General features: G+C 66.0%; 22 protein-coding genes. 10 read left to right on the forward strand and 12 right to left on the reverse strand.

The features are described 5' to 3' along the window. Positions 1 to 84: 84 nt before the first annotated feature. Positions 85 to 1,329, forward strand: a complete 1,245-nt coding sequence (locus tag AC6JAC_RS16565; protein WP_497965511.1) for a flavin-containing monooxygenase — start codon at positions 85 to 87, stop codon at positions 1,327 to 1,329. 18 nt (positions 1,330 to 1,347) lie between these two features. Here AC6JAC_RS16565 and AC6JAC_RS16570 read toward each other — a convergent pair whose 3' ends face one another. From AC6JAC_RS16570 to AC6JAC_RS16580, 3 genes are all read right to left on the reverse strand, one after another. Next, positions 1,348 to 2,136 carry a hypothetical protein gene (locus AC6JAC_RS16570; protein ID WP_497965513.1) on the reverse strand — a complete coding sequence of 263 codons (789 nt, stop codon included), beginning with the start codon at positions 2,134 to 2,136 and terminating at the stop codon, positions 1,348 to 1,350. Between the two features lie 39 nt (positions 2,137 to 2,175). Further along, positions 2,176 to 2,442: a hypothetical protein gene (locus AC6JAC_RS16575; protein ID WP_497965515.1), complete on the reverse strand. Its 267-nt coding sequence runs from the start codon at positions 2,440 to 2,442 to the stop codon at positions 2,176 to 2,178. A 188-nt stretch (positions 2,443 to 2,630) separates the two neighbouring features. Beyond that, on the reverse strand, positions 2,631 to 3,125 hold the full coding sequence (locus tag AC6JAC_RS16580; RefSeq protein ID WP_028272189.1) for a hypothetical protein: 495 nt from the start codon (positions 3,123 to 3,125) through the stop codon (positions 2,631 to 2,633). A gap of 291 nt (positions 3,126 to 3,416) precedes the next feature. Here AC6JAC_RS16580 and AC6JAC_RS16585 point away from each other — a divergent pair, with 291 nt between their 5' ends. Continuing rightward, a complete protein-coding gene (locus AC6JAC_RS16585) occupies positions 3,417 to 4,445 on the forward strand; it encodes a Gfo/Idh/MocA family oxidoreductase (RefSeq protein WP_497965517.1) in 1,029 nt (342 codons plus the stop codon). A gap of 15 nt (positions 4,446 to 4,460) precedes the next feature. Here AC6JAC_RS16585 and AC6JAC_RS16590 read toward each other — a convergent pair whose 3' ends face one another. After that, on the reverse strand, positions 4,461 to 6,092 hold the full coding sequence (locus tag AC6JAC_RS16590) for an alkaline phosphatase D family protein (RefSeq protein ID WP_497965519.1): 1,632 nt from the start codon (positions 6,090 to 6,092) through the stop codon (positions 4,461 to 4,463). 97 nt (positions 6,093 to 6,189) lie between these two features. On the opposite strand from AC6JAC_RS16590, the gene AC6JAC_RS16595 reads away from it, so the two are divergent. After that, positions 6,190 to 6,495 carry a DUF1905 domain-containing protein gene (locus tag AC6JAC_RS16595; RefSeq protein ID WP_497965521.1) on the forward strand — a complete coding sequence of 102 codons (306 nt, stop codon included), beginning with the start codon at positions 6,190 to 6,192 and terminating at the stop codon, positions 6,493 to 6,495. Positions 6,496 to 6,508: 13 nt separating this feature from the next. Here AC6JAC_RS16595 and AC6JAC_RS16600 read toward each other — a convergent pair whose 3' ends face one another. Continuing rightward, complete coding sequence (locus AC6JAC_RS16600; RefSeq protein WP_497965523.1) at positions 6,509 to 7,147, reverse strand: DUF6318 family protein; 639 nt, start codon at positions 7,145 to 7,147, stop codon at positions 6,509 to 6,511. 196 nt (positions 7,148 to 7,343) lie between these two features. On the opposite strand from AC6JAC_RS16600, the gene AC6JAC_RS16605 reads away from it, so the two are divergent. Continuing rightward, the gene (locus AC6JAC_RS16605) at positions 7,344 to 7,691 is read left to right on the forward strand and encodes a hypothetical protein (protein WP_497965525.1); all 348 of its coding nucleotides are present in this window, start codon (positions 7,344 to 7,346) and stop codon (positions 7,689 to 7,691) included. 104 nt (positions 7,692 to 7,795) lie between these two features. On the opposite strand, the gene AC6JAC_RS16610 is transcribed toward AC6JAC_RS16605, so the two are convergent. After that, positions 7,796 to 7,957, reverse strand: coding sequence for a hypothetical protein (locus AC6JAC_RS16610; RefSeq protein ID WP_454697883.1), 162 nt, complete (start codon positions 7,955 to 7,957; stop codon positions 7,796 to 7,798). 118 nt (positions 7,958 to 8,075) lie between these two features. Here AC6JAC_RS16610 and AC6JAC_RS16615 point away from each other — a divergent pair, with 118 nt between their 5' ends. The 3 genes from AC6JAC_RS16615 (at position 8,076) to AC6JAC_RS16625 (ending at position 10,961) form a co-directional block, all read left to right on the forward strand. Next, positions 8,076 to 9,182, forward strand: a complete 1,107-nt coding sequence (locus tag AC6JAC_RS16615; RefSeq protein ID WP_497965527.1) for an AfsR/SARP family transcriptional regulator — start codon at positions 8,076 to 8,078, stop codon at positions 9,180 to 9,182. Continuing rightward, positions 9,179 to 9,835: a tetratricopeptide repeat protein gene (locus tag AC6JAC_RS16620; RefSeq protein WP_497965529.1), complete on the forward strand. Its 657-nt coding sequence runs from the start codon at positions 9,179 to 9,181 to the stop codon at positions 9,833 to 9,835. The genes AC6JAC_RS16615 and AC6JAC_RS16620 overlap by 4 nt, the downstream gene beginning before the upstream one ends. 193 nt (positions 9,836 to 10,028) lie before the next feature. Further along, the gene (locus AC6JAC_RS16625) at positions 10,029 to 10,961 is read left to right on the forward strand and encodes a patatin-like phospholipase family protein (RefSeq protein WP_497965530.1); all 933 of its coding nucleotides are present in this window, start codon (positions 10,029 to 10,031) and stop codon (positions 10,959 to 10,961) included. Positions 10,962 to 11,069: 108 nt separating this feature from the next. Here AC6JAC_RS16625 and AC6JAC_RS16630 read toward each other — a convergent pair whose 3' ends face one another. Both AC6JAC_RS16630 and AC6JAC_RS16635 read right to left on the reverse strand, forming a co-directional pair. Continuing rightward, a complete protein-coding gene (locus tag AC6JAC_RS16630; RefSeq protein WP_003806113.1) occupies positions 11,070 to 11,273 on the reverse strand; it encodes a cold-shock protein in 204 nt (67 codons plus the stop codon). A gap of 163 nt (positions 11,274 to 11,436) precedes the next feature. After that, complete coding sequence (locus tag AC6JAC_RS16635; RefSeq protein WP_497965533.1) at positions 11,437 to 12,678, reverse strand: FHA domain-containing protein; 1,242 nt, start codon at positions 12,676 to 12,678, stop codon at positions 11,437 to 11,439. Positions 12,679 to 12,903: 225 nt separating this feature from the next. On the opposite strand from AC6JAC_RS16635, the gene AC6JAC_RS16640 reads away from it, so the two are divergent. After that, the gene (locus AC6JAC_RS16640) at positions 12,904 to 13,632 is read left to right on the forward strand and encodes a hypothetical protein (protein ID WP_497965535.1); all 729 of its coding nucleotides are present in this window, start codon (positions 12,904 to 12,906) and stop codon (positions 13,630 to 13,632) included. A 24-nt stretch (positions 13,633 to 13,656) separates the two neighbouring features. Here the strand turns inward: AC6JAC_RS16640 and AC6JAC_RS16645 are convergent, their stop codons facing one another. From AC6JAC_RS16645 to AC6JAC_RS16660, 4 genes are all read right to left on the reverse strand, one after another. Continuing rightward, on the reverse strand, positions 13,657 to 14,928 hold the full coding sequence (locus tag AC6JAC_RS16645) for a S8 family serine peptidase (RefSeq protein WP_497965537.1): 1,272 nt from the start codon (positions 14,926 to 14,928) through the stop codon (positions 13,657 to 13,659). Positions 14,929 to 15,119: 191 nt separating this feature from the next. Continuing rightward, on the reverse strand, positions 15,120 to 15,968 hold the full coding sequence (locus tag AC6JAC_RS16650) for an esterase/lipase family protein (RefSeq protein ID WP_497965539.1): 849 nt from the start codon (positions 15,966 to 15,968) through the stop codon (positions 15,120 to 15,122). A gap of 299 nt (positions 15,969 to 16,267) precedes the next feature. Then, complete coding sequence (locus tag AC6JAC_RS16655) at positions 16,268 to 17,173, reverse strand: alpha/beta fold hydrolase (RefSeq protein ID WP_497965541.1); 906 nt, start codon at positions 17,171 to 17,173, stop codon at positions 16,268 to 16,270. Between the two features lie 121 nt (positions 17,174 to 17,294). Then, the gene (locus AC6JAC_RS16660) at positions 17,295 to 18,032 is read right to left on the reverse strand and encodes a hypothetical protein (RefSeq protein WP_497965543.1); all 738 of its coding nucleotides are present in this window, start codon (positions 18,030 to 18,032) and stop codon (positions 17,295 to 17,297) included. Between the two features lie 289 nt (positions 18,033 to 18,321). Here AC6JAC_RS16660 and AC6JAC_RS16665 point away from each other — a divergent pair, with 289 nt between their 5' ends. Further along, a complete protein-coding gene (locus AC6JAC_RS16665) occupies positions 18,322 to 19,908 on the forward strand; it encodes an alkaline phosphatase D family protein (protein ID WP_497965545.1) in 1,587 nt (528 codons plus the stop codon). Positions 19,909 to 20,021: 113 nt separating this feature from the next. Further along, positions 20,022 to 21,350, forward strand: coding sequence for a DUF4241 domain-containing protein (locus tag AC6JAC_RS16670; protein ID WP_497965547.1), 1,329 nt, complete (start codon positions 20,022 to 20,024; stop codon positions 21,348 to 21,350). Positions 21,351 to 21,537: the final 187 nt, after the last annotated feature.

The following is a 21,537-nucleotide window of genomic DNA, read 5'->3' on the forward strand; positions in this document are numbered from 1 at the left end:
CCCCCCGGCAGCCACTTCCCGGCCCGTTCCGGAGCGCACCCGTCACCCCCTTGAAACCTGCCCCGCCGGGCGTATGGTTTTTGCATGGGACCGATGCTGGACACCCTTGTTATCGGAGCCGGGCAGGCGGGCCTGGCCACTAGCTACTGGCTGGACCGGACCGGCGTCGAACATCAGTTACTGGACCGGCGTGCCGCCCTCGGCGGTGCCTGGCAGGACCGCTGGGACGCGTTCTGCCTGAACACACCGAACTTCTCACTGACGCTGCCGGGCATGCCGTACGAAGGCCCCGCACCGGAGGCCTTTATGCCCCGGAACGACCTCATCGAGTACTTCCGGCGTTATGCGGAGACCATCGGCGCGCCGGTTCGGACCGGCACGGACGTCACGCGCATCGCAGCGGCGGAGGATGGCGGCTTCAATGTGGAGACGTCCCAGGGCGCCTGGCGGGCACGCCACGTGGTGCTGGCCACCGGCGGTTACCAGAAACCGAAAATCCCCGCGTTGTCCGCGCAGTTCCCGGGCCGCATCCTGCAGCTGCATACCGACAGCTACCGCAATCCGGAGCAATTGCCGGACGGGGCTGTCCTGATCGTGGGGACAGGACAGTCGGGCGGTCAGATCGCGGAGGAACTGCTCGCCGTCGGCCGGGAAATCCATCTGGCGGTGTCCTCCTGCCCGGAAGCGCCCCGCCGGTACCGCGGCCAGGACCTTCTCTTCTGGATGATGCAGCTCGCCGAGCACGGGCCCAAGTACGGGCTTAACGGCCTCACCGTGGGGCAGCTGCCCTCCCCCGCCGCGCGCTTCATGTGCAACCCGCTGGTTTCCGGCGCTGACGGCGGCCACGATATCCACCTGCGCGACCTCGGCCGCCAGGGCGTCCGTCTGCACGGCCATCTGGAAGCAGCCGACGACGGCGAACTCACCTTCAGCGACGACCTTCCGGAGCGCCTGGGCGTTGTTGAGCGCACGTTCTACCAGCGCATGCGGCCGATGTTCGATGCCTACATAGCTGCTGCCGGGATGACGGCGCCGGAAGCTGACCCGCCCCGCAAGGACGACTGGCTGCCGTCCGAACCGGCGCGGCTGAACGTCGAAGCTGCCAACATCACGTCAGTCATCTGGGCCACCGGCTACCGGCTGGACTTCGGCATCCTGGACATCCCGGTGCTGGACGAATGGAACTACCCGCGGCACCTCCGCGGCGTCACCGAGCACCCCGGCCTGTACGCCGTGGGGCTGCCGTGGCTGACCGGACATGGTTCGTCGATCGTGGCCGGCGTGGGTCGCGACGCCAAGTACATTGCGGAGCACATCGCGGCCAGCTGAAGCCGCCGTAGACGCGGGCTATCCGGAGCAGAGCCCGTCGAAGTCCACCGCCGCGGCCAGCCCGGCCGAGCTGAACCATTCCTTGGCCCACGCCTGGACCGACGGCAGGGCAAGCTGCTCGGCCACGAGTTCCGGCGGCCCGTCGAACACGGACTGCCCCGCTTCCAGTTGCTCCCCCGTACCGCTTCCGGCAAGCAGCCCGAACAGGGCCGGCTGATCCACGAAAGGAAGTGTCCCGCCGTCGCCATCGGTCAGGACGCCCCAGCGCGAGGTGAACAGCGAAAAGTCCTCGGGACGGTCGCCGAGGTCAAGCGCGAGCGGGCAGGCGTCGCCGTCGAGCTGTATCCGCCGGTAGTTGGGCTCCGTTTCGTCCAACGCCAGCAGCTGGAGTTCGTCCAGCCACGAAACCCACACGGTGGTGGACTCCCCCGGCCGGGGGTACGGTGCGGCGGCGATGTAGCCGGCCCGGCTCACGTGGGCGGAGTGGCCCACCGCGATATTGCCGAGCTGCCCGCGGACCAGGGGCAGGACCGGACTGACCGGCTGGTGGTAGGCGGCGAACTTCCGCCGCATCACGTCGGCGCTGGCATTCGAGCCGATGGAGACCACCAGGGAGCGGGACTCCAGCGGTGCCGCGTTGGCGTCCGCAAGTGCTTCATCCAGGTCCGCCAGGTCCAGGGGCAGGAAGCCGGCACGGCCCATAACGCCCGAGGCCTCGGGCGGATCCCACGGATAGAGCAGCGGGTCGAGCCTGCCGGAGCCATCGGCGTCCGTCAGTCCGGTACTCGGTTCTCCGTTCAGTCCCATGGGCTGCCTTCCTCGTGATCCGGGAACGTGCGGCCGGGGTCAGTCGCCCATGCCGGGGTGGACGGGGACAAACTCGATCTTGTTTCCCGAACTGGTTTTCTTCTTCGGCGACCGCGAGAAGCCCTTCGCATCCAGGTGGTTCTGGGCGCGGAACTCGGCCAAGGCGTCGTCATAGGCCTTGTTGAGCCTGCCGCCGGAGAGTTCCTCCGTGGTGCCGTCGGCAAAGGTGACGGCGATCCGGACTTTTTCCGGGAAGTGCCGGCTCATCCTGATAAAGCCGTCGGCATCCTGCTGGAGATTCATCAAAGTGTGGTCCGCTTTCGTGGTGGTGTGACTTCCAGTGTCCCGCACTTTTGGACGGGGCGGGGCGTCACCGGAGCAAATAGCGCCCGACGACGGCGCGGACGGCCGGGTTAACAACCCAAGACCCGGCTGGGGGAACCGGGCCTTGGGCGTTGCGGGGAGCCGGCGCAGCAGCTCCCCCGGGAAGGGCGTCAGTTCGACATTGAAGTGACGCCGCTGGTGTACCAGCCGGTGTACGGCGACCACACGCCGTTGCTGCCTTCCTGGAAGCTGACCTTCTGGTAGATCTCCTCGTTGCCGATCTCGCCGTCCACCAGCGTGCGGACGTTGTGGATGGTCACGGTTCCGCTGTACTGGTTCAGGTGGCGGCTGAACGTGGAGGTGCCCAGGTGGTCGTCGCCGTTGGGCCAGTCGTCTTCCTCCCAGCGCTGCTGGGTGATGTTGACGTAGCGGTCCGTGCTGCAGCGGACCTGGATCTGGTAGTCCACCAGCTTCACGCCCGCGGAGTTGTGGCCGGCGAACACGGGCCGGAGCGGGGTGACCGTGCAGGCGTAGTTGGTGCCGGCTGCCTGGGCCGGGGCTGCAAGGGCGAACGGTGCCGCCACCGCCCCGAGTCCGATGGCGGTCAGCAGGGCCACCTTGCGGCGGACGGTGTGGGACTTCTTGGTGGTGGGTGCGTCGGACATGAAGGTACTCCTGAGGGGAAAGATGCGAGTGGATGAGGCGTGCCGCCCGTTGATTCCGGGCTTGGATTGAGGCTTCGGTTTCGCCGGTATTTCCCGCGCGTTCCGATGTATCCATGGTGAATCCGGGCACCCCTCCCGCACTTCCGTGCTAGCACGGTTTCTACTCGCCGGTACGGAAATTCCCGGACCCCTCATCTCCCAGACCTTCCCCACTCGAGGCACTTTGTTCTAACATAAGGACAAAGTGCGCCACGCGCGAACAAACACCCTCACGGGGACGAAGGAGATCTTGTGAAACTTGGACTCGTTGGATTCGGCTTCGGCGGGCGGATCTTCCACGCTCCTTTCATCACGGCCGCGGAAGGGGTGGAACTGGCGGGCATCGTGACCCGCTCCCCCGCCCGCCGTGCGCAGGCCGCGGAGGAGTACCCGGGCGTGCCGCTCTACGATTCCCTCACCGACCTGCTGTCCGCCGGCGTGGATGCAGTAGTCATCACCACGCCCCCGGAGACGCGCCGCGAGCTGGTGCTCGAGGCGGTTGCGGCCGGAGTGCACGTGGTGGCGGACAAGCCGTTCGCACCGAACGCCGAGGTGGGACGCGAACTGGTGAAGGCGGCCGCGGACGCCGGCGTGATCCTCAACGTGTTCCACAACCGCCGCTGGGACACGGACATCCGGACTCTTCGCTCCGTGGTGGACTCCGGCGCAGTGGGCAAGGTGGCACGGTTCGAGTCCCGCTTCGACCTCGACCAGCCGGACACCCTCGAAGCCGGCCCCGCGGGCGGACTGCTGCGCGACCTGGGCAGCCACCTGGTGGACCAGGCACTGTGGCTCTTCGGCCCGGCCGCCAGCGTCTATGCCACGCTCGATTGGGTGGACCTGGACGCCGGGCGCACCGACTCGGGTTTCTTTGTGACCGTCGCGCACCGGAACGGAGTGAAGTCCCACGTATCCGCCACCAAGAGCAACCGGCTGGTCGCGCGGGAACTGCGGCTGCTCGGTTCCGCGGGAAGCTACGTGTCCCAGCAGTCCGACGTCCAGGCCCTGGCGGCAATGGCCGGCAAACGCCCGGCGGACGATCCCGCCGTGTGGGGTTACGAAGACGAGAGCCGCTGGGGAACGCTGACGACGGCGGCCGGCCAGGTTCGAGTGCCGTCTGAGCAGGGCGCCTATCAGGCCTACTACGAGCAGTTCGCGCTGGCCGTTGCCGGCAAGGGGCCCGAACCTGTCCCCGGCGCCGAGGCTGTCCACACGCTTGAGGTCCTCGACGCCGCCCGGCTCAGCGACGCGGAAGGGCGGTCGGTGGACATCGCGGACTGACCGGGGGTGAAGCCCCTACCGCTCCGGCTGAAGCTCCTTGCGCCAGAGAACCGTGCCGTTGGCGTTGCGGAGGCTGACGGTGAAGACGTCGTCCTCGTTGAGGTCCACGTGGCCGAAGAACTGGTTTTCGCCGGTGCGAGGTGACTGGTTGGCGTAGGCGCCGGTCTTGTAGAACACTCTCTCGGGGCCGAAGGTGCCGTCGAGCTCGCCCGGGCCAAAGCTGCCCGCGTTGATAGGGCCGGCCACGAATTCCCAGAACGGATCGAAGTCGGCGAAGCCTGCGCGCTCGGGCGAGTAGTGGTGGGCGGCGCAGTAGTGGACGTCCGCGGTCAACCACACCACGTTTTTAACCCGGTTGCGCTTTAATGCGGAGAGCACCCCTGCGATCTCAAGTTCCTTGCCCAAGGGTGCGCCGGCGTCGCGGTTGGCCAGGGATTCCTGGTTCACCGGGCCGTCGGGGATGATCAGTCCCAGCGGGAGATCGGCGGAGATGACCTTCCAAGTGGCCTTGGACTTGCTGACCTCGCGGATGAGCCAGTCGGCCTGTTCTTGGCCCAGGATGTGGGTGAGGTGCGTTTCCTTGCCGTCGGTGTTGGGGTCCTTGAAGGTGCGCATATCCAGGCAGAAAACGTCCAGCTGGGGACCACGGGAGATCTTGCGGTAAATGCGGGCGGGTTCGAAGCCGGTGCTGCCGTCGCCAATCCGGGTGCTGAGGCCGGAGACGGGCTGGTATTCCTGCCAGGCCTGGCGCCCGCGCGCTGCGAGGACATCAATGCGGCGTTCGGTGTAGCGGGCGTCGGTGATGATTTCGCCTGGGTACCAGTTGTTATGGGTTTCGTGGTCGTCCCACTGGGCGATCACCGGTACCTCGGCGTACATGGCGCTGACGTTGCGGTCCATCAGGTTGTAGCGGTGCCGGCCGCGGAACTCGTTGAGGGTTTCGGCCACCTTGGAAACTTCCTCGGTGACCAGGTTGCGCCAGATCTGCCCGTCGGGCTCGGTGACCTGCGCGGCGATGGGGCCGTCGGCGTAGATGGTGTCGCCGGAGTGGATGAAGAAGTCCGGCTTGGTGGCGTGCATGGCCGCGTAGCCGCGCATGCCGCCGATCTCCTCGTTGATGCCCCAGCCCTGGCCGGCGGTGTCGCCGGTCCAGACGAAGCTCTGTTTGCGGGACGCGCGGCCGCTGCTGAGCAATCCCTGACTGGGCGCGGTGCTGAAGGAGCCCTGCGCGGTTTCGCCGGCGTTGCCGTCAGCGTCCTCGAAGTGCAGGGTGAGCGCGAAGCGGGTGCCGGCCGGGAGGTGCTCGGCGTTGATCCGGGAGGTGAAGTCGGTGGCTTCGCTGCCGGCGCTCCCCCGCAGCACACGCTGGAAGGCGCTGCCGCCGCGGAGCGGCACACCATCTTCGTCCACGGCGAGCAGGTTGGCCACCAGCCGTCCGGGGCCTGACGCGCGGGACCACAGGACGCCGGAATCGGCGGTCACATCGCCGGTGGAGATACCGGACGGGAGGGTGAGTCGGTTGCGGACCAGCGCGACGCCGGCCGGGCTGGTGGCGTGCGCGGCCGAGGCTGCGGCGGGCACGACGGCGGCAGCACCGGCGGCAGCAAGGGCACTTTTGAGGACATTTCGGCGGGTGAAAGCAGTCATGCTGCTTATCGTTGCGGCGGCGGGTGAACCGATCATGGCGGGGGTGTTAACCGCCGGTGGGGCTTGCCGGAACCCCTGCTGGTGCCATACTCAAATCGTGACTGCGACGTACTCGTTCCGTGGCGAGCTGTGGCTCTACCCCGATGCATCCGGGTGGCACTTCATCACGCTGCCGCCCGACCTGGCGGACGAGATCAAGGACGAGGCCGCTCCCTTCCGCAAGGGATTCGGCTCGGTGAAGGTTACGGCGTCGATCGCGGGCAACAGCTGGGCCACGTCGATCTTCCCGGAGAGCAAGAGCCAGTCGTACGTCCTCCCGGTCAAGAAGGCCATCCGGACCGCGGCCGGCATCCGCGCCGGAGATGACGTGGACGTGGAGCTGGTCCTGGTGCTCGAGGGCTGATCGTGCTGCCGAGCTACCCCGCCAGGCGCCCCATGTCATCAACGAACCACGCACCCTCCCTGTAGCTCAAGAAGACCACAGTTGGCTGCTCGATCTGTGCCTTGGGGGCGCGGGTCTCAGTCCCGTCTGGGCTGAAAAACCGGATCTCCTCCTGGCGTACCAGCAGCGTGACGTTCCGGGTCAGGACCCCGTCTTTCGTCATCGCATCAACGCTTTCGGTGAACACCCTGGCGCCTCCAAGCCATTTTCCGCCCTCGTAGCCGGCGCGAATTCCGCCTGCCAGGTTGGAGCAGAATTTGCATGACGGATCGGTCAGTTTGAGCCAGTCCTCGACATCACCAGTCTCGAAGCCGTAGCTCAGCAGATCGAAGAAGTACCGCGTGAAGTTTTCCAGGCCTTCCTTTGATTCGTCACCGCCATTGGGCCGCATGACGGGCTGGGCGACGTTCCGGGCACGCCCGTGGGCCCCCGCGGGAATAGGGGAAGCGGTTGGCGGCACTGTGGCATCGGCTGCCGGGGACGCAGTCGCAGATATGGACGTCGGAAGCTGCGGCGGGGGCGGGCCGTCATTGGAGCATGACGTCAGCAACGCCACGGCACACAGCGTCCAAGCCGTGGCCTGGGTTCTGCGAAGTCTTTCGGCCATTTTCATCCCCTCGGTCGGCCGCGCCCTGCTGTTCCGACCACGCTAGCGGAAGTCACGATTTCCCGGAGAAGTTATCCACAGCCGGCCAGCCATCCAAAGCCTCTGTACCGCGTCTTTCCGCAGGACTAGCATGCAGGTGCACAGCCGCGGTTGGACTCCCCCGCCGCATCAGGGCTGAAGCAACTGCGTGGAAGGACCTGTCATGGAATGCATCACCTGGTTCGCGCCGATTCTGCCCGGGAAACTGGACGAGTGGAAGTCTCTCATCGAGGAGATTGAGGGCCCCCGCAAGGAGGACCACCGGCGTTCCCGCGAGCGGATGGGCCTGACCCGGGAAGTCGTCAGCCTCATGCAGACCCCGCAGGGGGACTTTGCCTGCCTGTTCCACGAAGCCGAGGATCTGGCCAAATCCTTCCAGACCGCCGCGAACTCGGGCGATCCGCACGATCAATGGTTCGGGGAGAAGATCCAGGCAATTCACGGCATCACCCCTGAGATGCTGCGGGCCCCCCTCCCTGCGTCGCTTGTTTTTGATTTCAAGGCCGGCTGATACGCCGCGAACGTCGGAAGCAGCGCACGACGGCGGGATACCGGCATCGGTTGCCGGCCTCCCGCCGTCGTACTTTTCCTAAGAGGTGAAGCTGTCGGACCCGGCTAGATCCGCGGCGATGCGTATGGCGCACTGGGAAGGTTGCCTGCCGTCCACGGCGCAGTGGAGCGGATGTCAGGCAGGTGGCCACGGCCGTCGGTCAGGACGGCGCGGACGGTGACGCTGAGAACCCAGAGTCCAAGAAGCAGGATGCCGATCAGTTCCATTGTGTTGCACCTCGGTTGAGTGTGTGCGGATTGGGTGATTTCAGTGTGTCCGGCCGGCGTGTGAGCAAACGTGTGAGCCCCGCAGACGCCGGAGAGCCTGCGGCGTACCATGAGCCGTATGGCCGAGAACTGGATTCGGCTCCTCGGTCCGCCCCGGATCGAGTCCCCCGGCGCAACTCCCCTGCAGCCCAGGGGCCGCAAGGCCTGGGCGGTGCTGGCCTACCTCGCGCTGCAGGCGGACGGCACCGGCCGCTCCCGCACGGCATCGCTGCTCTTCCCGGATGCCGAAGACCCCCTGGGCGCCCTCCGCTGGAACCTGTCCGAGCTGCGCCGGACGCTCGACGGCGTAACGGTGGCCGGCGATCCCCTGCGGCTGACACTTCAACCGCCGTGGCGCTGCGATGCGCTGGAAGTGGTCGATTCCGCCGGAGTTCCGGGCGTTGATCCGCGACGCTTCGGTGGCCAACTGCTGGAAGGGCTGACCTTCGCCGATTCCCCGGTCTTTGACTCGTGGCTGGCGGACCAGCGCTACCGTCTGGACAACGTGGTCCAGTCCCTTCTTTACGAGGCAGCGCTGGCGGCCCTCGCGTCGGGCGCTCCCGGCCAGGCGGCGGAGCTCGCATCACTGGCACTGCAGCGCGATCCCTTCCACGCGGACTGCAACGCCGTCCTCGTCAAAGCGCTCGTGGCCCTCGGCGAGCACCGCCATGCCCGCGAGCACGTCACCAAGTGCGGGAACCTCTACCGCGAGGAGCTGGGGCTGCCGCTGCCCGCGGAAATCCGGCGGGCGCTGTCCGATGCGGCTCCGGAGGCGGACCCGGGGATGCCGGCCACCGCAGCGACGGTGAGGTCCTATCTCGACGCGGGCGGCGCGTCACTCTGGGCCGGCGCCGTGGACCGGGGGCTCGATCAGCTGCGGCTCGCGGTGGTCCTCGCCCAGCGCACCGGCGACGCCCATCTGATCGCCGAATCCCTGGTGACCCTGTCCGGCGCCCTGATCCACCAGGCGGGCGGGCGCGGCGCGGAGGTGGCGGACTTCCTGCACCGCGCGCTGCAGGCTGAAGGGCCCGACGGCGCCTCCCGGACTGCCGCCGCGGCGTACCGCGAACTGGGCTACTTGTCCGTGCAGCGCGGTGTTCTGAAGGATTCCCCGACGAGCAGGCGAGGGTCCTGGCGATCCAGGGGATGCTGGCCTCCGATACGGCGAGGTACGGGGAGGCGGTGACTGCATTGACCGAATCCGGCGAGCTGGCCAAATCGATCGGGAACCGCCGGCAGCAGGCGTTCAGCGAGGCACTGCTCGGCAGGGTGCACCTGCTCCGCGGAGAACTGGACCAGGCAGCGGCATGCCTGGACCGGGCCCTCGTCTGGATTGCGGAGGAGCACTGGACGGCGTTCGAGCCGTTCGTGGACGGGGTCCGGGGCGAGACCTATCTGGCTGCCGGAAAGCTGGAGGAAGCCGCGGCCATGATCGACCGGTCCTGGGTGATGGCGGATCTGGCCGGTGACCACTGCTACATGGCCTTGGCGGCCGGTGCCGAGGCGCGGCTGTTCCTCGCTCACGGCGACCTGGCCGCCGCCGAGCACTGGATAGACCGGGGGTTGGAGCCCAAGCCGTGGTACCTCTGGTACTCGGCCCGGCTGCTTGATACGGCGGCGGAAGTGGCCATAGCAATGGGCTCGCCGCGGGCGTCAAAGTTCGTGGAGAAGCTCGCCGAGCTGGCCAGCCGGAGCGGAATGCGGGAGTTCACTGTACGGGCGCAGTCCCACCGTGCAGTGCTGGGTGATGAGGTGGCCGTGCAGGCCGTGCCGTGGCTCGCGAAGGAGATCGAGAATCCCGCCCTGGAGGCGTTCCTCAAGCAACGGCACGGCGGTTGAGACTGACGGGCACGATCCCTGTGGCGCACTGCGTCGCGGGCATGGTAGCTTTCGTGGATCGTGATCTTTCGGCAGGAGGTGAGTCCCATGAACGCAGTATCCACAGTGGGTGCTCCCCTGCAGTCCACGATCGCGCGGCTGAAGTAGTCGCCGCCGGGAGCGCCAAACAGGCAATTCGCGAAGGGCGACTCCCATGAACACCACACCTTCTTCACCCCTGAACTCCACGTCAACGACGGCCTCCGTTGGGCGGGCGTTGGTCCTCGGTGGCGGCGGATCCACAGGCAATGCCTGGCTGATCGGCGTCGTCGCGGGCCTTTTCGAAGCCGGGCTGGATGTGACCGAGGCTGATCTGATCATCGGCACCTCGGCCGGATCGACGGCCGCGGCCCAAATCACCGGCACGAGCCCCACCCAGCTGCTTGCCGACATCCTTTCCGCTGCTCTCCCGCAACGGATCGCCCCGGCGGGATCCGACGGCGGACGCGCCCGTGCTGGGCAGGTGGTGAACCATATGGAGAGGACGAGCCGCATCATCGCCGCCGCCGGGGATGCAGCCGATATGCGCCGCAGAATGGGTGCGGCGGCGCTCGAAATGGCTGCGGCGTCGGACGGCTCCGGGCAAACGCGGTGGCGCGATACCGTCGCCGCCCGGCTGCCCAGCCAGCACTGGCCGGAACGGACGGTGCTCATCACCGCGGTCGACGCCCACACCGGCGAACCGGTCGTGTTCGACCGCCACAGCGGCGTCGACCTGGTGGACGCCGTCGCGGCCAGCTGCGCCAGCGGCTTCGCCTACAGTATCGGCAGCAGCGGGTACATCGACGGCGGCTACCGAACCAACGCCGACAATGCCGATCTGGCAGCCGGCTACGCACGGGTGCTGGTGCTGTCACCGTTCGGCGGCAGGTCACGGACACCGGCGGACTGGGGCATGCATCTTGCAACACAGGTCGACGAACTACGCGCACGCGGAAGCCGCGTCGAAACAATCTTCCCCGATAGCAGCTCCGAGCATCTGTTCGGCGCCAATGCGATGGATCTGTCGCTGCGCCCGCCCGCCGCCCGGGCGGGTTACGAGCAAGGCAGGGCCCTTGCCGGGCAGCTCACGGAATTCTGGCGTTGATGCTCTCGCAATCATCAGTCCCCGCAAGAACTGGTTAAACAAAAGCAGGACCTGCCAATCGGCAGGTCCTGCTTTATGAAACCTAAACGGTCCCGGGTATCTAAGAAATTAGATAGCCTGGATGTTTACGGCCTGGGGACCCTTGGGGCCCTGCTCGGTTTCGAAGGAGACCTTCTGGTTCTCTTCGAGTGAGCGGAAACCGGAGGAGTTGATCGCAGAGTAGTGTGCGAAAACGTCCTGTGAGGAGTCATCGGGGGAAATGAAGCCGAAGCCCTTTTCAGCGTTAAACCATTTGACGGTACCAGTAGCCATTATTTATGTCCTTCGTGAAGGTGGAGGAACTGTCCCGACTTTCGGGTCCTCCGGTGTGGGGTGTTCAAAACCGCTACTTCAGAAGAACGAGGACTTTCGACCCCGCGTACTGCCTGAACTACCAAATACAAACACAACAACGGTCTCTACTGTACACGGGTTTTCAGAGCGGCTTTACCACGGGCATCAGCGGGATGTCCGGGACCGTGATCGACTGCGGTCCGTCGAAGCCCTGCATAAACACCGTGACGAAGCTGAGGGAGACCGTGCCGCCCGCGTCAGGCAGCTGGCTCTCGAAGTTGATGGTCCCCTTGCGCTGTCCCCCGGGCGGTATTTCGGGCTGCCAGCTGCTGCGGAACGCATCGGCGTCGAACGTCGTGCCGTCCGGGCCGGTGAGGATGGCGTTGTGGAAGAGGGGCAGTGACATGGAGCTGCCGGTCCCGTTACGCACGTGGATCTCCACCCGGGTGAAGTGGGCGGTGCTCTGCACGCCGAGCACCGTCACCGTGACGCCTTGCGCTTCCGTCACCACCTGGCGTGCCAGCCGCTGGGTCCCCTCTTCGTTTCCCGAGAAATATCCGACGGCGTAACTCGCCCCGGCTGCCAGCAGCCATCCACCGCCGCCGAGCAGGAGCAAGGTCACCAGCACCGTGGCGATCAGTGGACGGGAACGCGTACGCGGGGCAGCCTCAGCCGGCGCAGACGGATACGCCGCCCCGCTGTCATAGGGCCCGGCGTGGGCATCCGGGTAGCCGGGCCTCAGGGGCCGCGCGGGCCGCGCCGGCTGCACTCGCATTGACGGCCGGTACTGGGGTTTGGGCCGCCTGGGGGGCGGCTGCGCCTTGTCCTTGAGGTAATCCAGCGCCTCACCGCCCAGGGCAACAACAAGGCCCATGGCCGGGGTCACGAACCATGTCCACGTCGGTGTCAGCTCAGTCAGGAATGCGGTCAGGCTGTTGCCGATCAGTCCCACCACGTTGATCGCGGCCGCGAAGACCAGCGCCGCGCCCAGACCTTTCTTGCGGGCGGCGGCAGGGGCGGGCCTGCGGCCCTCCGGCCGGCCGGCCGCCTCGGGAGGTGAGCCGCCGCCGTCGTGCGTCCCTTCGACAAACCGGAGCAGCACCTGTCCGATCTGGACCTCATCGCCGTCGGCGAGCTCTGTGGGCGAGGTGATCTCGTGACCGTTGACCCAGGTGCCGTTGCGCGACTGTTGGTCGGTAAGGATTGTCCGGCCGTCCAGGGAAGTCAGCTCGGCGTGGCGGCGGCTGACTCCGGACACCGGCAGGCGCAGCCGTGAGCCTTCGCCGCTGCCGATGGTGGAGGTGCCATGCGGAATGCGGATCCGGCGTCCCGCCGCGTCCCCGTTGACCACCACGAACTCGTCCCGCAACCCCGATGCATCCACGACTTCCCCGACCAGCCAGGAGGGCGCCGGCCCCCGAGAGGCGAAAAACCGCCGCCGGCGCTAGCGAACGGCATACAGTAAGTCTCCTCGCGGCGGGTGGGGCTGACAAGAATGGGAAGGCCGTTCGCGACGGCGGGCTGCCGGGGACTTTCGGCACTTCCCCGGCCGCGGGATCCCGCGCAGGGTGTGGGTATGGCGGCTGCTACCACAAGGCAGGTGATAGGGATGGCAAACCGCACGAAGTTGCTGGTTCTGGGCGGAGTAGTGGCCGTCAAGGTTGCGGCTTATCTGTTGTGGCGTCCGGCGATGCTGCGATGGGGGACGCAGGGCGAGGAAGCCGTTGAGCCTTTGCCCGGTGATGACCGGGTCCCGCGCCCGGCGTTTCAGAGTACGCGGGCCATCACCATTGATGTGCCGCCGGAGCGCGTGTGGCCCTGGATTCTGCAAATGGGGATCTACCGCGCCGGGTTCTACACGCACGACCGCGTGGAACGGGCGATGTTCCGCGCCCGGTACGTCGAAGGAAAGCACTCGGCGAGGCGTATTCACCCTGAGCTGCAGGATCTCAAGGTCGGCGACCAGGTGCCATATGGCGGGGGCGTCTATGCGACCGTGGCAGAGATTGAGCCTAACCGGCACCTCGTGGCGGGAGAGGCATTCGTGCTGCGGCCTCTCCCGGGGAACCGCACCCGCTTGATCGTTCGCTACCGCGAAATGGGATACATCAGTGCCGCGGCTCAGGGGGCCGCTTCCGACGCTCCGGTGTTGACCAAGGCCGTCGCGTTCGTCCTTCAGCGTGTGCCGGGCGCACTGCTGCTGGCCCGCGGCATCGACTTTTTCGTCGCTGACCCGTTCCACCATTACATGGAAATCGGCATGCTGCGCGGCATCAAGGAACGGGCGGAAGGGACGGACGACGGCGGCCAGCCCGCCGTCGTAGGTCCCTTGCCGTAGTGGTGCTGAGGGCCGTTCCAGCGACTAAGGGCAGGTCCCTGCGACGGCCTTGAAGGCGTTCACGCGGCCGTTCGCCCAGAAGGTTTCAGTACCGGGCTTTCTGTCGGCGGTTGATTGGACCTTGGCGCGGACGTCAGCGTTAGTGGTGCAGATCTGCGAGCTCCATACAAGTGCTGCAGTGGCGGCCACGATCGGCGAGGCCATTGAGGTGCCGCTGGCGATGTCATAGCCCATGGACCGGCCGTTCTGCGTACCCAGGACGAAGGGGTGGTTCGGGAAGGTCGAGTAGACGTTGACACCCGGCGCCGCGATATCCACCCACTTGGCACCGTAGCTGGAGAACGATGCCTTGTTGTCGGTGTTATCTGTTGCAGCGACGGCAATAACGTTGGGGTAGGCGCCCGGGTAGATCTGGGCCGGAGTACCGGCGTTGCCGGCCGCGGCCACCAGCACCACACCCCGATTCCAGGCGTTGTTGACGGCCGTCTCGAGCGTGCGTGACGAGACGCGCATTCCAAGGCTCATGTTGATCACCTGGGCACCATTGGCCACCGCCCAGTCAATGCCCTGGGCGATCGTTGAGCTGGAACCGGATCCGTTGTCGTTGAGGACTTTGGCGTCCAGGATGCTGCACTCCGGGCACACGCCGGCGACACCCTTGCCGTTGCCCGCGACCGCGGCAACGATCCCGGCCACGTGGGTGCCGTGGCCGTATTTGTCTTCGCCGGTTGCCGTGCCACTGAAGTTCATCCGGGCAACAACCTTCTGCGAAATATCCTCGTGGTCATTTGCAACGCCTGAGTCGATAATGGCGACTCGTGTGTCCTCTCCTTTAGTGATGCTCCATGCTTCGACGGCGTCCACGTCAGCGTCGTTATCGCCCGCGGTGACAGTCAGCGTGTTGAGGGTGTTAGTGAATGATTGGCCGTCGTTCTGCAGCGCATATTGGCGGGGGAAGAATGTGTCGTCGGTATCGGCGGTAGCGATCTCGTCCGGCTCGGCGTACTCAACCGCCGGGTTCCGGCTTAGGGCTTCGACGAGGTTCAATTCTTTGCCTGCCGGCACCTTAATGAGTTGAGCGCCTGTGCTGCCGATGCCGGCGCCCTCCTTGAGCCCATGCTGGCGAAGCACGCCGGCCGCCGCGCGATTGTCGCGGAATTTGACCATGATTTGTCCCGCGATATGTGAGGACTCTGAGGCTGCGTTACTCGGAACCGCATTGCTTGGGACCGCTGCGGCAATTCCGCTGAAGCCCATGACTACTGCTGCGAAACTAGCTACCAGGATCTGTTTCATTCAGTTATCTTGCGGCAGAATTCACCCACTGGATAGTGCCTTTAGGCAATTCACATTTTCCCGGTTACGGCCGTTGAAAACCCTCGGCGAGGAAGCCCCGCCGACGCCTCCAGTGCGGGCCGACACGAATCGACGGCGGCGGCCGGCGTTTGGTACCGGCCGCCGTCGTGCGTCAGTGGTTCAGCCGACTGCTAGATGCAGGCGGGTTGATAGGCCGGGTCTGCAGGACCCGAAGGCTTGCCCAGTGCATGGGCCACGATCTGGTGCACCACCGGGTCGTTCGGCGTCTGGTCATGCTCGAAGAGATCGGCCGGGCACTTGTCCTGGATGGTGATGTTCGTGACCTGCCGTGCCGAGCCGCTAAGGAACTGGCTATTGTGGGGAATAACCACTTCGTCGTGAACAGTCGAGATGACCGTGTACGACGGTCCAGCCACGGTGTCGCCGATGGAGTTGAGCTTCTGCATGAACGCCGAGCCCGCCTGCTGGTCGGCGCAGGCCGCACAGCCCAGGCCGGTGTAATTCGGATCCGCGACAAAGCCAGGCGGCGGGACGATGACGCCTTCGGTGCCGTGGTTGGAGGGTGCGATCCCAATGAGCTTATTGACATTGTTGGCACCGCCGAGGAAGCCCATGTAGTAGCGGGGCATCATTCCGCCCTGGCTGTGGCCCACGAGATCCACCTTCTTGGCGCCGGTGGAGGCACGTACCGCATCCACGAACGGGGCGAGTTCCTGTGCGGAGTTGGCCACCGGGGCGGTGGCATACACGCCGTTCGTCTCGCCGTAGTTGAGGGCGAAGACGCAGTATCCGGCGCTCTTGAGGTACGGCGACAAGGTGGACCAGTTCTTCGCCATGCTCTCAAACGTTCCAGGCACAAGAATGACCGGATACGGATGCTCGGCGCTGGGTTTGCAGGACCAGTCGTTGGCTCCCGGCGGGGCCACGTCCAGGGTGTCCGCCTGGGCTGGGGCAACGGCCAGGGATCCGGCAAGGACGGCGGCTGCGGCGATGGACAGAGTTCTTGCTAGGAGTGACATAGAAACCTCTTTGTTTGCGTGTCAGCGGGGGCGGCCGGCGGTGATGGTCCTCAGTGGCCACCACGCCTCGGCCGGTTTTCCATGCTAGGCAGCAGGGCCGTTCCTCCTGAGCCGGGCTGCACGAATGTGCGGCAAAAAAGCCTCGCACGTCCGAGCCCTCTCCCCGCCCATAAAACGCCCGATTCCGACTGTTGTTACTGGTCAGTAGCTGTTTGGCTCGCACTTTGCGCTTGAGAGAGCTCTCATGCGCCTCTGCACAAACGTGCAAATCGGGCGTTCAGCTCACAGACGGCAGTCCGTTATCCGCCCGCTGCCTTCCGGCCCCGCTCCTGCGCGAAGAACCGCAGAGCCCTGTCGGCAACCAGTTCCGGGCAGTGGTCCGCGAGGAAGTGGCCCTCGCCGGGAAGGATCTCCGTGGTCACGTTGCCCCCGCGTCCGGCCCGGTGGCCCATCTCCTGAAGAGCCGCGGACGGCTCCCTGGCACCGATGAGGGCTAGGGTCGGCACCGTGAAGTCGCGTTTGGCGTACGCCCCGAAAATGATGGCCATGAAGGCCGGGAGGATCGTGCCGCGGTAGAGGGCCGAGCCTGCCCGCGCCCTCGCGGGCTGGGACGGCCCCGCACGGTACAGCTCGATGTCCTCCTCCGGCACTCCGCCAGCGGGCTCGAACGCCGTGAAAAGGTGCCGCATGAATTTTTCGTTCCGCTGCAGGCGTGGGCCGATTCCCGGAGCCGCGACCGCGAAGGCATGCCAGAGCTTGGGGAAAAGCGCCAGTAGCCGGGCGTTCGGTCTGATGTGCACGTCCGGGGCGCCCGTGACAACGAGAGCCTGGACCACGTCGGGCCGTTCCATCGCCAGGAGTTGGGCAACGACGGAACCCCAGTCATGGGTGAGAAACCGCGCCCGCGGGATATCCAGCTCGCCCATGAGCAGGACGATGTCCTCGATGAGGGTCCGGGAGTTGTAGCCGCTCCCGGGCGCGTCGGTCCAGCCGAAGCCGCGCTGGTCTACGGCAATCACCCGATAGTGCTTGGCCAGGTGGGGAATGACGCCGTGCCACTCCCACCAGTGCTGCGGGAATCCGTGGAGCAGGAATACAGGCTCCCCGCTGCCGGCCTCCGCAATATGGATGGTTATCCCACGCACGTCGACCCACCGGTGGGTCACACCGTCGAGCTGCGGTATGGCGGCGGCCGTGCCTTGCATGAACCCAAGGTATTACTCACGGGCCGAACCTGTCACCACTTTGCTAGTGGAAACCGTGCCACACGGCGGGCGGGCGGCTTTGCTGCCGGCCGCCGTCGTAATTCAGTGGTTTTTGCTCCTGCTACGGAACGCCTGCCGCCTGTTCTGCTGCTGCCAGGGTCTGCGAAAACCTGTCCACAGCCAGCTTGTAGCCGGCCGGGTTGCCTGTGCTTCTCTCCTGACCAGCGGCGTGCCGAGCCCTGATCATTGCCGAGGTTGCGGGGAGGGAAGCATCAGTCATGGCCGGAAAATCGAACTGCAGTTGAGGGTCCATCTCGTATTGGCGCCATCGGCGTTCAAGCAGATCGTGACGGTCGGCAGTACGCCCGTACTCTTTGACATCCGCGAGGGAAAGGTGAGCCAACAACCCCGTGTCAGCGCCCGCCGCCGGGGACACCGTCCTGACCGCCTCAGACTGGCGGCCAAGAGCCTCTTCGGTCCCCAGCGCCAACGGGGTAACGCCCTTTTGAATGAACTGGACGTTGTACTGGTAGGCCCGGATCTCCGCCGGCGTCATGTAATCAAGATCGCCGGGAGATTTCCTGGCCAGCTCCTTGGAACCATATCGGCTCGCTACGCTGCTGCGAGGGACCGGGAAGAGGAACTTTCCCACGACAAAGCCGAGGGCGATGGCAATCCAAAACGCCCAGCTGGGAAAATCCCACGCTGATGCCGCTACTGCCGCACCCACAGTGCAAGCGGCATGGCCACCCGAAAAGATGACCTTGGTGCGGCCGAGCCGGTAAACCCGGCGGGGACGGTCCAGTTGTTTCTCGTGGAATGCCTTGAGCGTGGCAGCCCATTCGCTGGCGTTACTCACCAGTCACTCTCCTCAGTCATGATGACGACATCGCTGTCGACGCTGACACCGGAGACGTGGTGCTGCTCGGCCGTGGCGCGGGCAAACTCAGGCACCGGTGTAGGACTTGACCGGTACGGCCCCCCTGCCCAAAGATACCCCTTCGGAACCGCATCCCGGCCGCGGCAGTGGGTAATAACAACAGCTAAATCCCGGACCTAAGCCGCCTCGACAACGTTTGTCACGCAGTTAACCGCCCATTCATATCTCCCTCAGAACCTGTCCAACCAGCCTCCCTACGGTCGACTGCATGGAAAACATTTCTCGCAGATCCCTTCTTTCCGCCAGCCTAGGGGCCGGTCTCGTGGCCGCCCTGCCGGGTGCCGCGCTCGCTACGTCAACCGCGGACGACGCCGGTCTCCGCACCGATCCGTTCATGCTCGGCATCGCTTCCGGCGAGCCGTGGCCGGATGGCTTCGTGATCTGGACCCGCCTGGCCGTTGACCCCGTAGCGGAGGACGGTCTGGGCGGCATGCCCTCCCGCAACGTCGCGGTGGCGTGGGAAGTGGCTGAAGACGCGGGCATGCGCGCTGTAGTAGCCCGCGGCGTCGAAAACGCCCGGATCGAAACCGCCCACTCGGTGCACGTCGAACTCAAGGGCCTGCGGCCGGGACGGGAATACTTCTACCGGTTCCGCGCCGGCAAGCACATCAGCCCGGTGGGACGCACCCTCACCAGCCCTGCACTGCATGAGACGCCGGCGGCGCTGGCCATGTCGTTCGCCAGCTGCGCGCAGTTCGAGCACGGTTACTTCACCGCCTACTCCCGGCTGGCGCAGGACCACCCGGACCTCGTCCTGCACCTCGGTGACTACCTGTACGAGTACAAGAAGGGCAGCTACGTGATCGGCGGCGGCAACCCGCGCGACCACGAAGGGCCCGAAACCACCACCCTGCAGGGCTACCGGCAGCGGCACGCCCAGTACAAGTCCGACGCCGACCTGCAGGCCGCGCACGCCGTCGCACCGTGGCTGGTGGTCTGGGACGACCACGAGGTGGACAACAACTGGGCGGACGACGTCCCGGAAAACAAGGACGCCAACCAGCTGAACGACACCACCGAGCGTTTCCGGCAGCGCCGGTCTGCTGCGTTCCAGGCGTACTACGAGAACATGCCCCTGCGCGCCTCGTCCGTGCCGGCGGGTGCCGACATGAAGATCTACCGGACGCTGCAGTGGGGTCAGCTGGCCAACTTCCACATGATGGACACCCGGCAGTACCGTGACGACCAGCTCGCCGGCGACGGCTGGCGCAAGAACGTCAGCGAGCGCCTCGCCGAGGACCGCACCATCACCGGCGCGGAGCAGGAAAAGTGGCTTCTGGACGGCTTCAAGAACTCCACGCAGCGCTGGGACATCCTCGGCCAGCAGGTCTTTTTCGCCGAACGCGACCGCGCCCAGGCACCCCAGATCGACGACGTCTCCATGGACGGGTGGGACGGCTACGCCGCCTCCCGCCGCCGCATCACCCAGGGCTGGGTGGACGCGAACGTTCGCAACGCGGTGGTCCTCACCGGCGACGTGCACCGCAACTGGGCCAACGACGTCAAGGTCGACTACAAGGACCCCGCCTCCCCCGTGGTCGGCTCCGAACTGGTCTGCACCTCCATTACCTCCACCGGCAACGGGACGGGCTCCACGACGGACCCGACCATGGCCTGGAACCCGCACCTGAAGTTCTACAACGACAACCGCGGCTACGTGAACACCCGCATTACGAAGGATGCGCTGACTGCTGACTTCCGCGTGCTGGACTACGTCACGACGCCGGGTGCGGCTGTGAGCACGAAGGCCTCCTTCGCGATCCAGGACGGGGTGCCGGGGCTGGTCGCCAAGTAAGATCTGCACTGAAAAACCGGTACGACGACGGCGGGGTGGCCAGGAATTTTGCTGAGCGCCCCGCCGTCGTTTTTCCGTCTGTCGTGGCTGAATGTGCAGGTAGGGTGTGTCGCATGACTCAGGAAGAGGTCCGCGGCAGAATCGAGGCCTTCGTGGCCGATTTCCACGCCAGCTGGCAGCGGTCAGGCACGTCGCCGGGGATGTTCGCTTTCGACCCCGGCGTGTTCGAAGCGTGGGCAAACGAGTTGGCGGACCTGGTGGCCACCCATGGCACGCCGGGGATGCGCACCGGCCAGGAAGGTGCACTGAGTTCCACTCCCGCGCACCAACCGGACGCCGAACAAATCACCGGCATCGAGGTTGACGGCGACACTGCGACGGCCCGCTCGGTCATGCACGCCGCAGGGAACAACACCTCCTACTACAAGTACCGGCTGCTGCGCGGCGATGACGGCTGGCGGATCTCCCACCTCTCGGCCTTCCTCGACCCGCCCGGCAAACCATTGATCGATCCGGCGGCCGCCGAGGCACTCCTGCTCGGTGCAACACCTGAAGCCGCGCTCCCCGACCTGCCGCCCCATCTGGAACTCAACTTTCCGGGGTTGTTTGCAGCCGGCCGGGTGGTGGTACCGTTCGGCAACCCGGCGCAGCTCGAAGTCGTCCATCTTGGCGAACTCACCTGCGCCTCCGGCGTGCTCGCGGTCCTGGACCTGGGTTTTGTCGACGCGCGATTCGCCCCTCTGGCGCGGCGGATCATGCCGGGGACGTACGCCGTCGACGTCGCCACCGTGGCGGAGATGACCGTTGCCGTTCGGCTGCGGCTCTCCGAGGCGCCAGCGGTCAGCAGGCACCCCGCCGAGTTCACTGACGGCACGGAAGGTGTGGGGGTCGACGCCGGGAACGTCGCCATCCTCGACGCCGGGTCGCTGGTGGGATGCCAGGCCCAGCACATCGAGGAGCTGTTCCAGGAGCAAGCGGCACTGCTGGTGGGAACACCGGGCACAATGTTCGGCCTCGCAGGAGAAGTGACGGATGCGGCCGTGGTCTCAAGCGGGTACGGCGACGGGATGTACCCGTGCTACTGGGGTGTGGCCGCAGACGGAAGTCTCGCCTCACTGATTGTCGATTTCAGGGTCCTTGCCGAGGACATCCTTCGCACCAGCCGCGTGCCCTTCCAGTCTGGCCCCGTCCGCACCCCGGAACTCGCCGGCCTAGAACTTCAGATCGCCACGGATGACGGCTCGTTCGTCATCAGCAGCAAGGCCGAGCGCGTCACGGGCCTCCGGGTGCTGGCACCTGACGGCGAACTCCTGATGGACGGAGACCAGCTCGGCACCTTCGTCACGGGAGGCAGGTCCAGCAAGACCTGGAACCCGGACGCACCTCCCCCGTCCGGCGCAGTCCTCGAGGTCACCGAGTACCTCGGGTACCGGCACATCTAAGCACTTCGCATCGGTGGCAGCGAACGCCGCGAAGAATCGTCCCAGTTACTGGACCCCGTTGAACCGAGCCTGGACCAAGTTGGCGAATGGCAGACGACCGTAAATGCTGATGAACTCTGCTTGGTATTCGGCTTCGGCGGAATCGACCTCGGCCGCCTCCAATACTTTCCAGGCAACAACCAGTGAC

Source organism: Arthrobacter sp. KUASC02 (genome assembly GCF_059739395.1).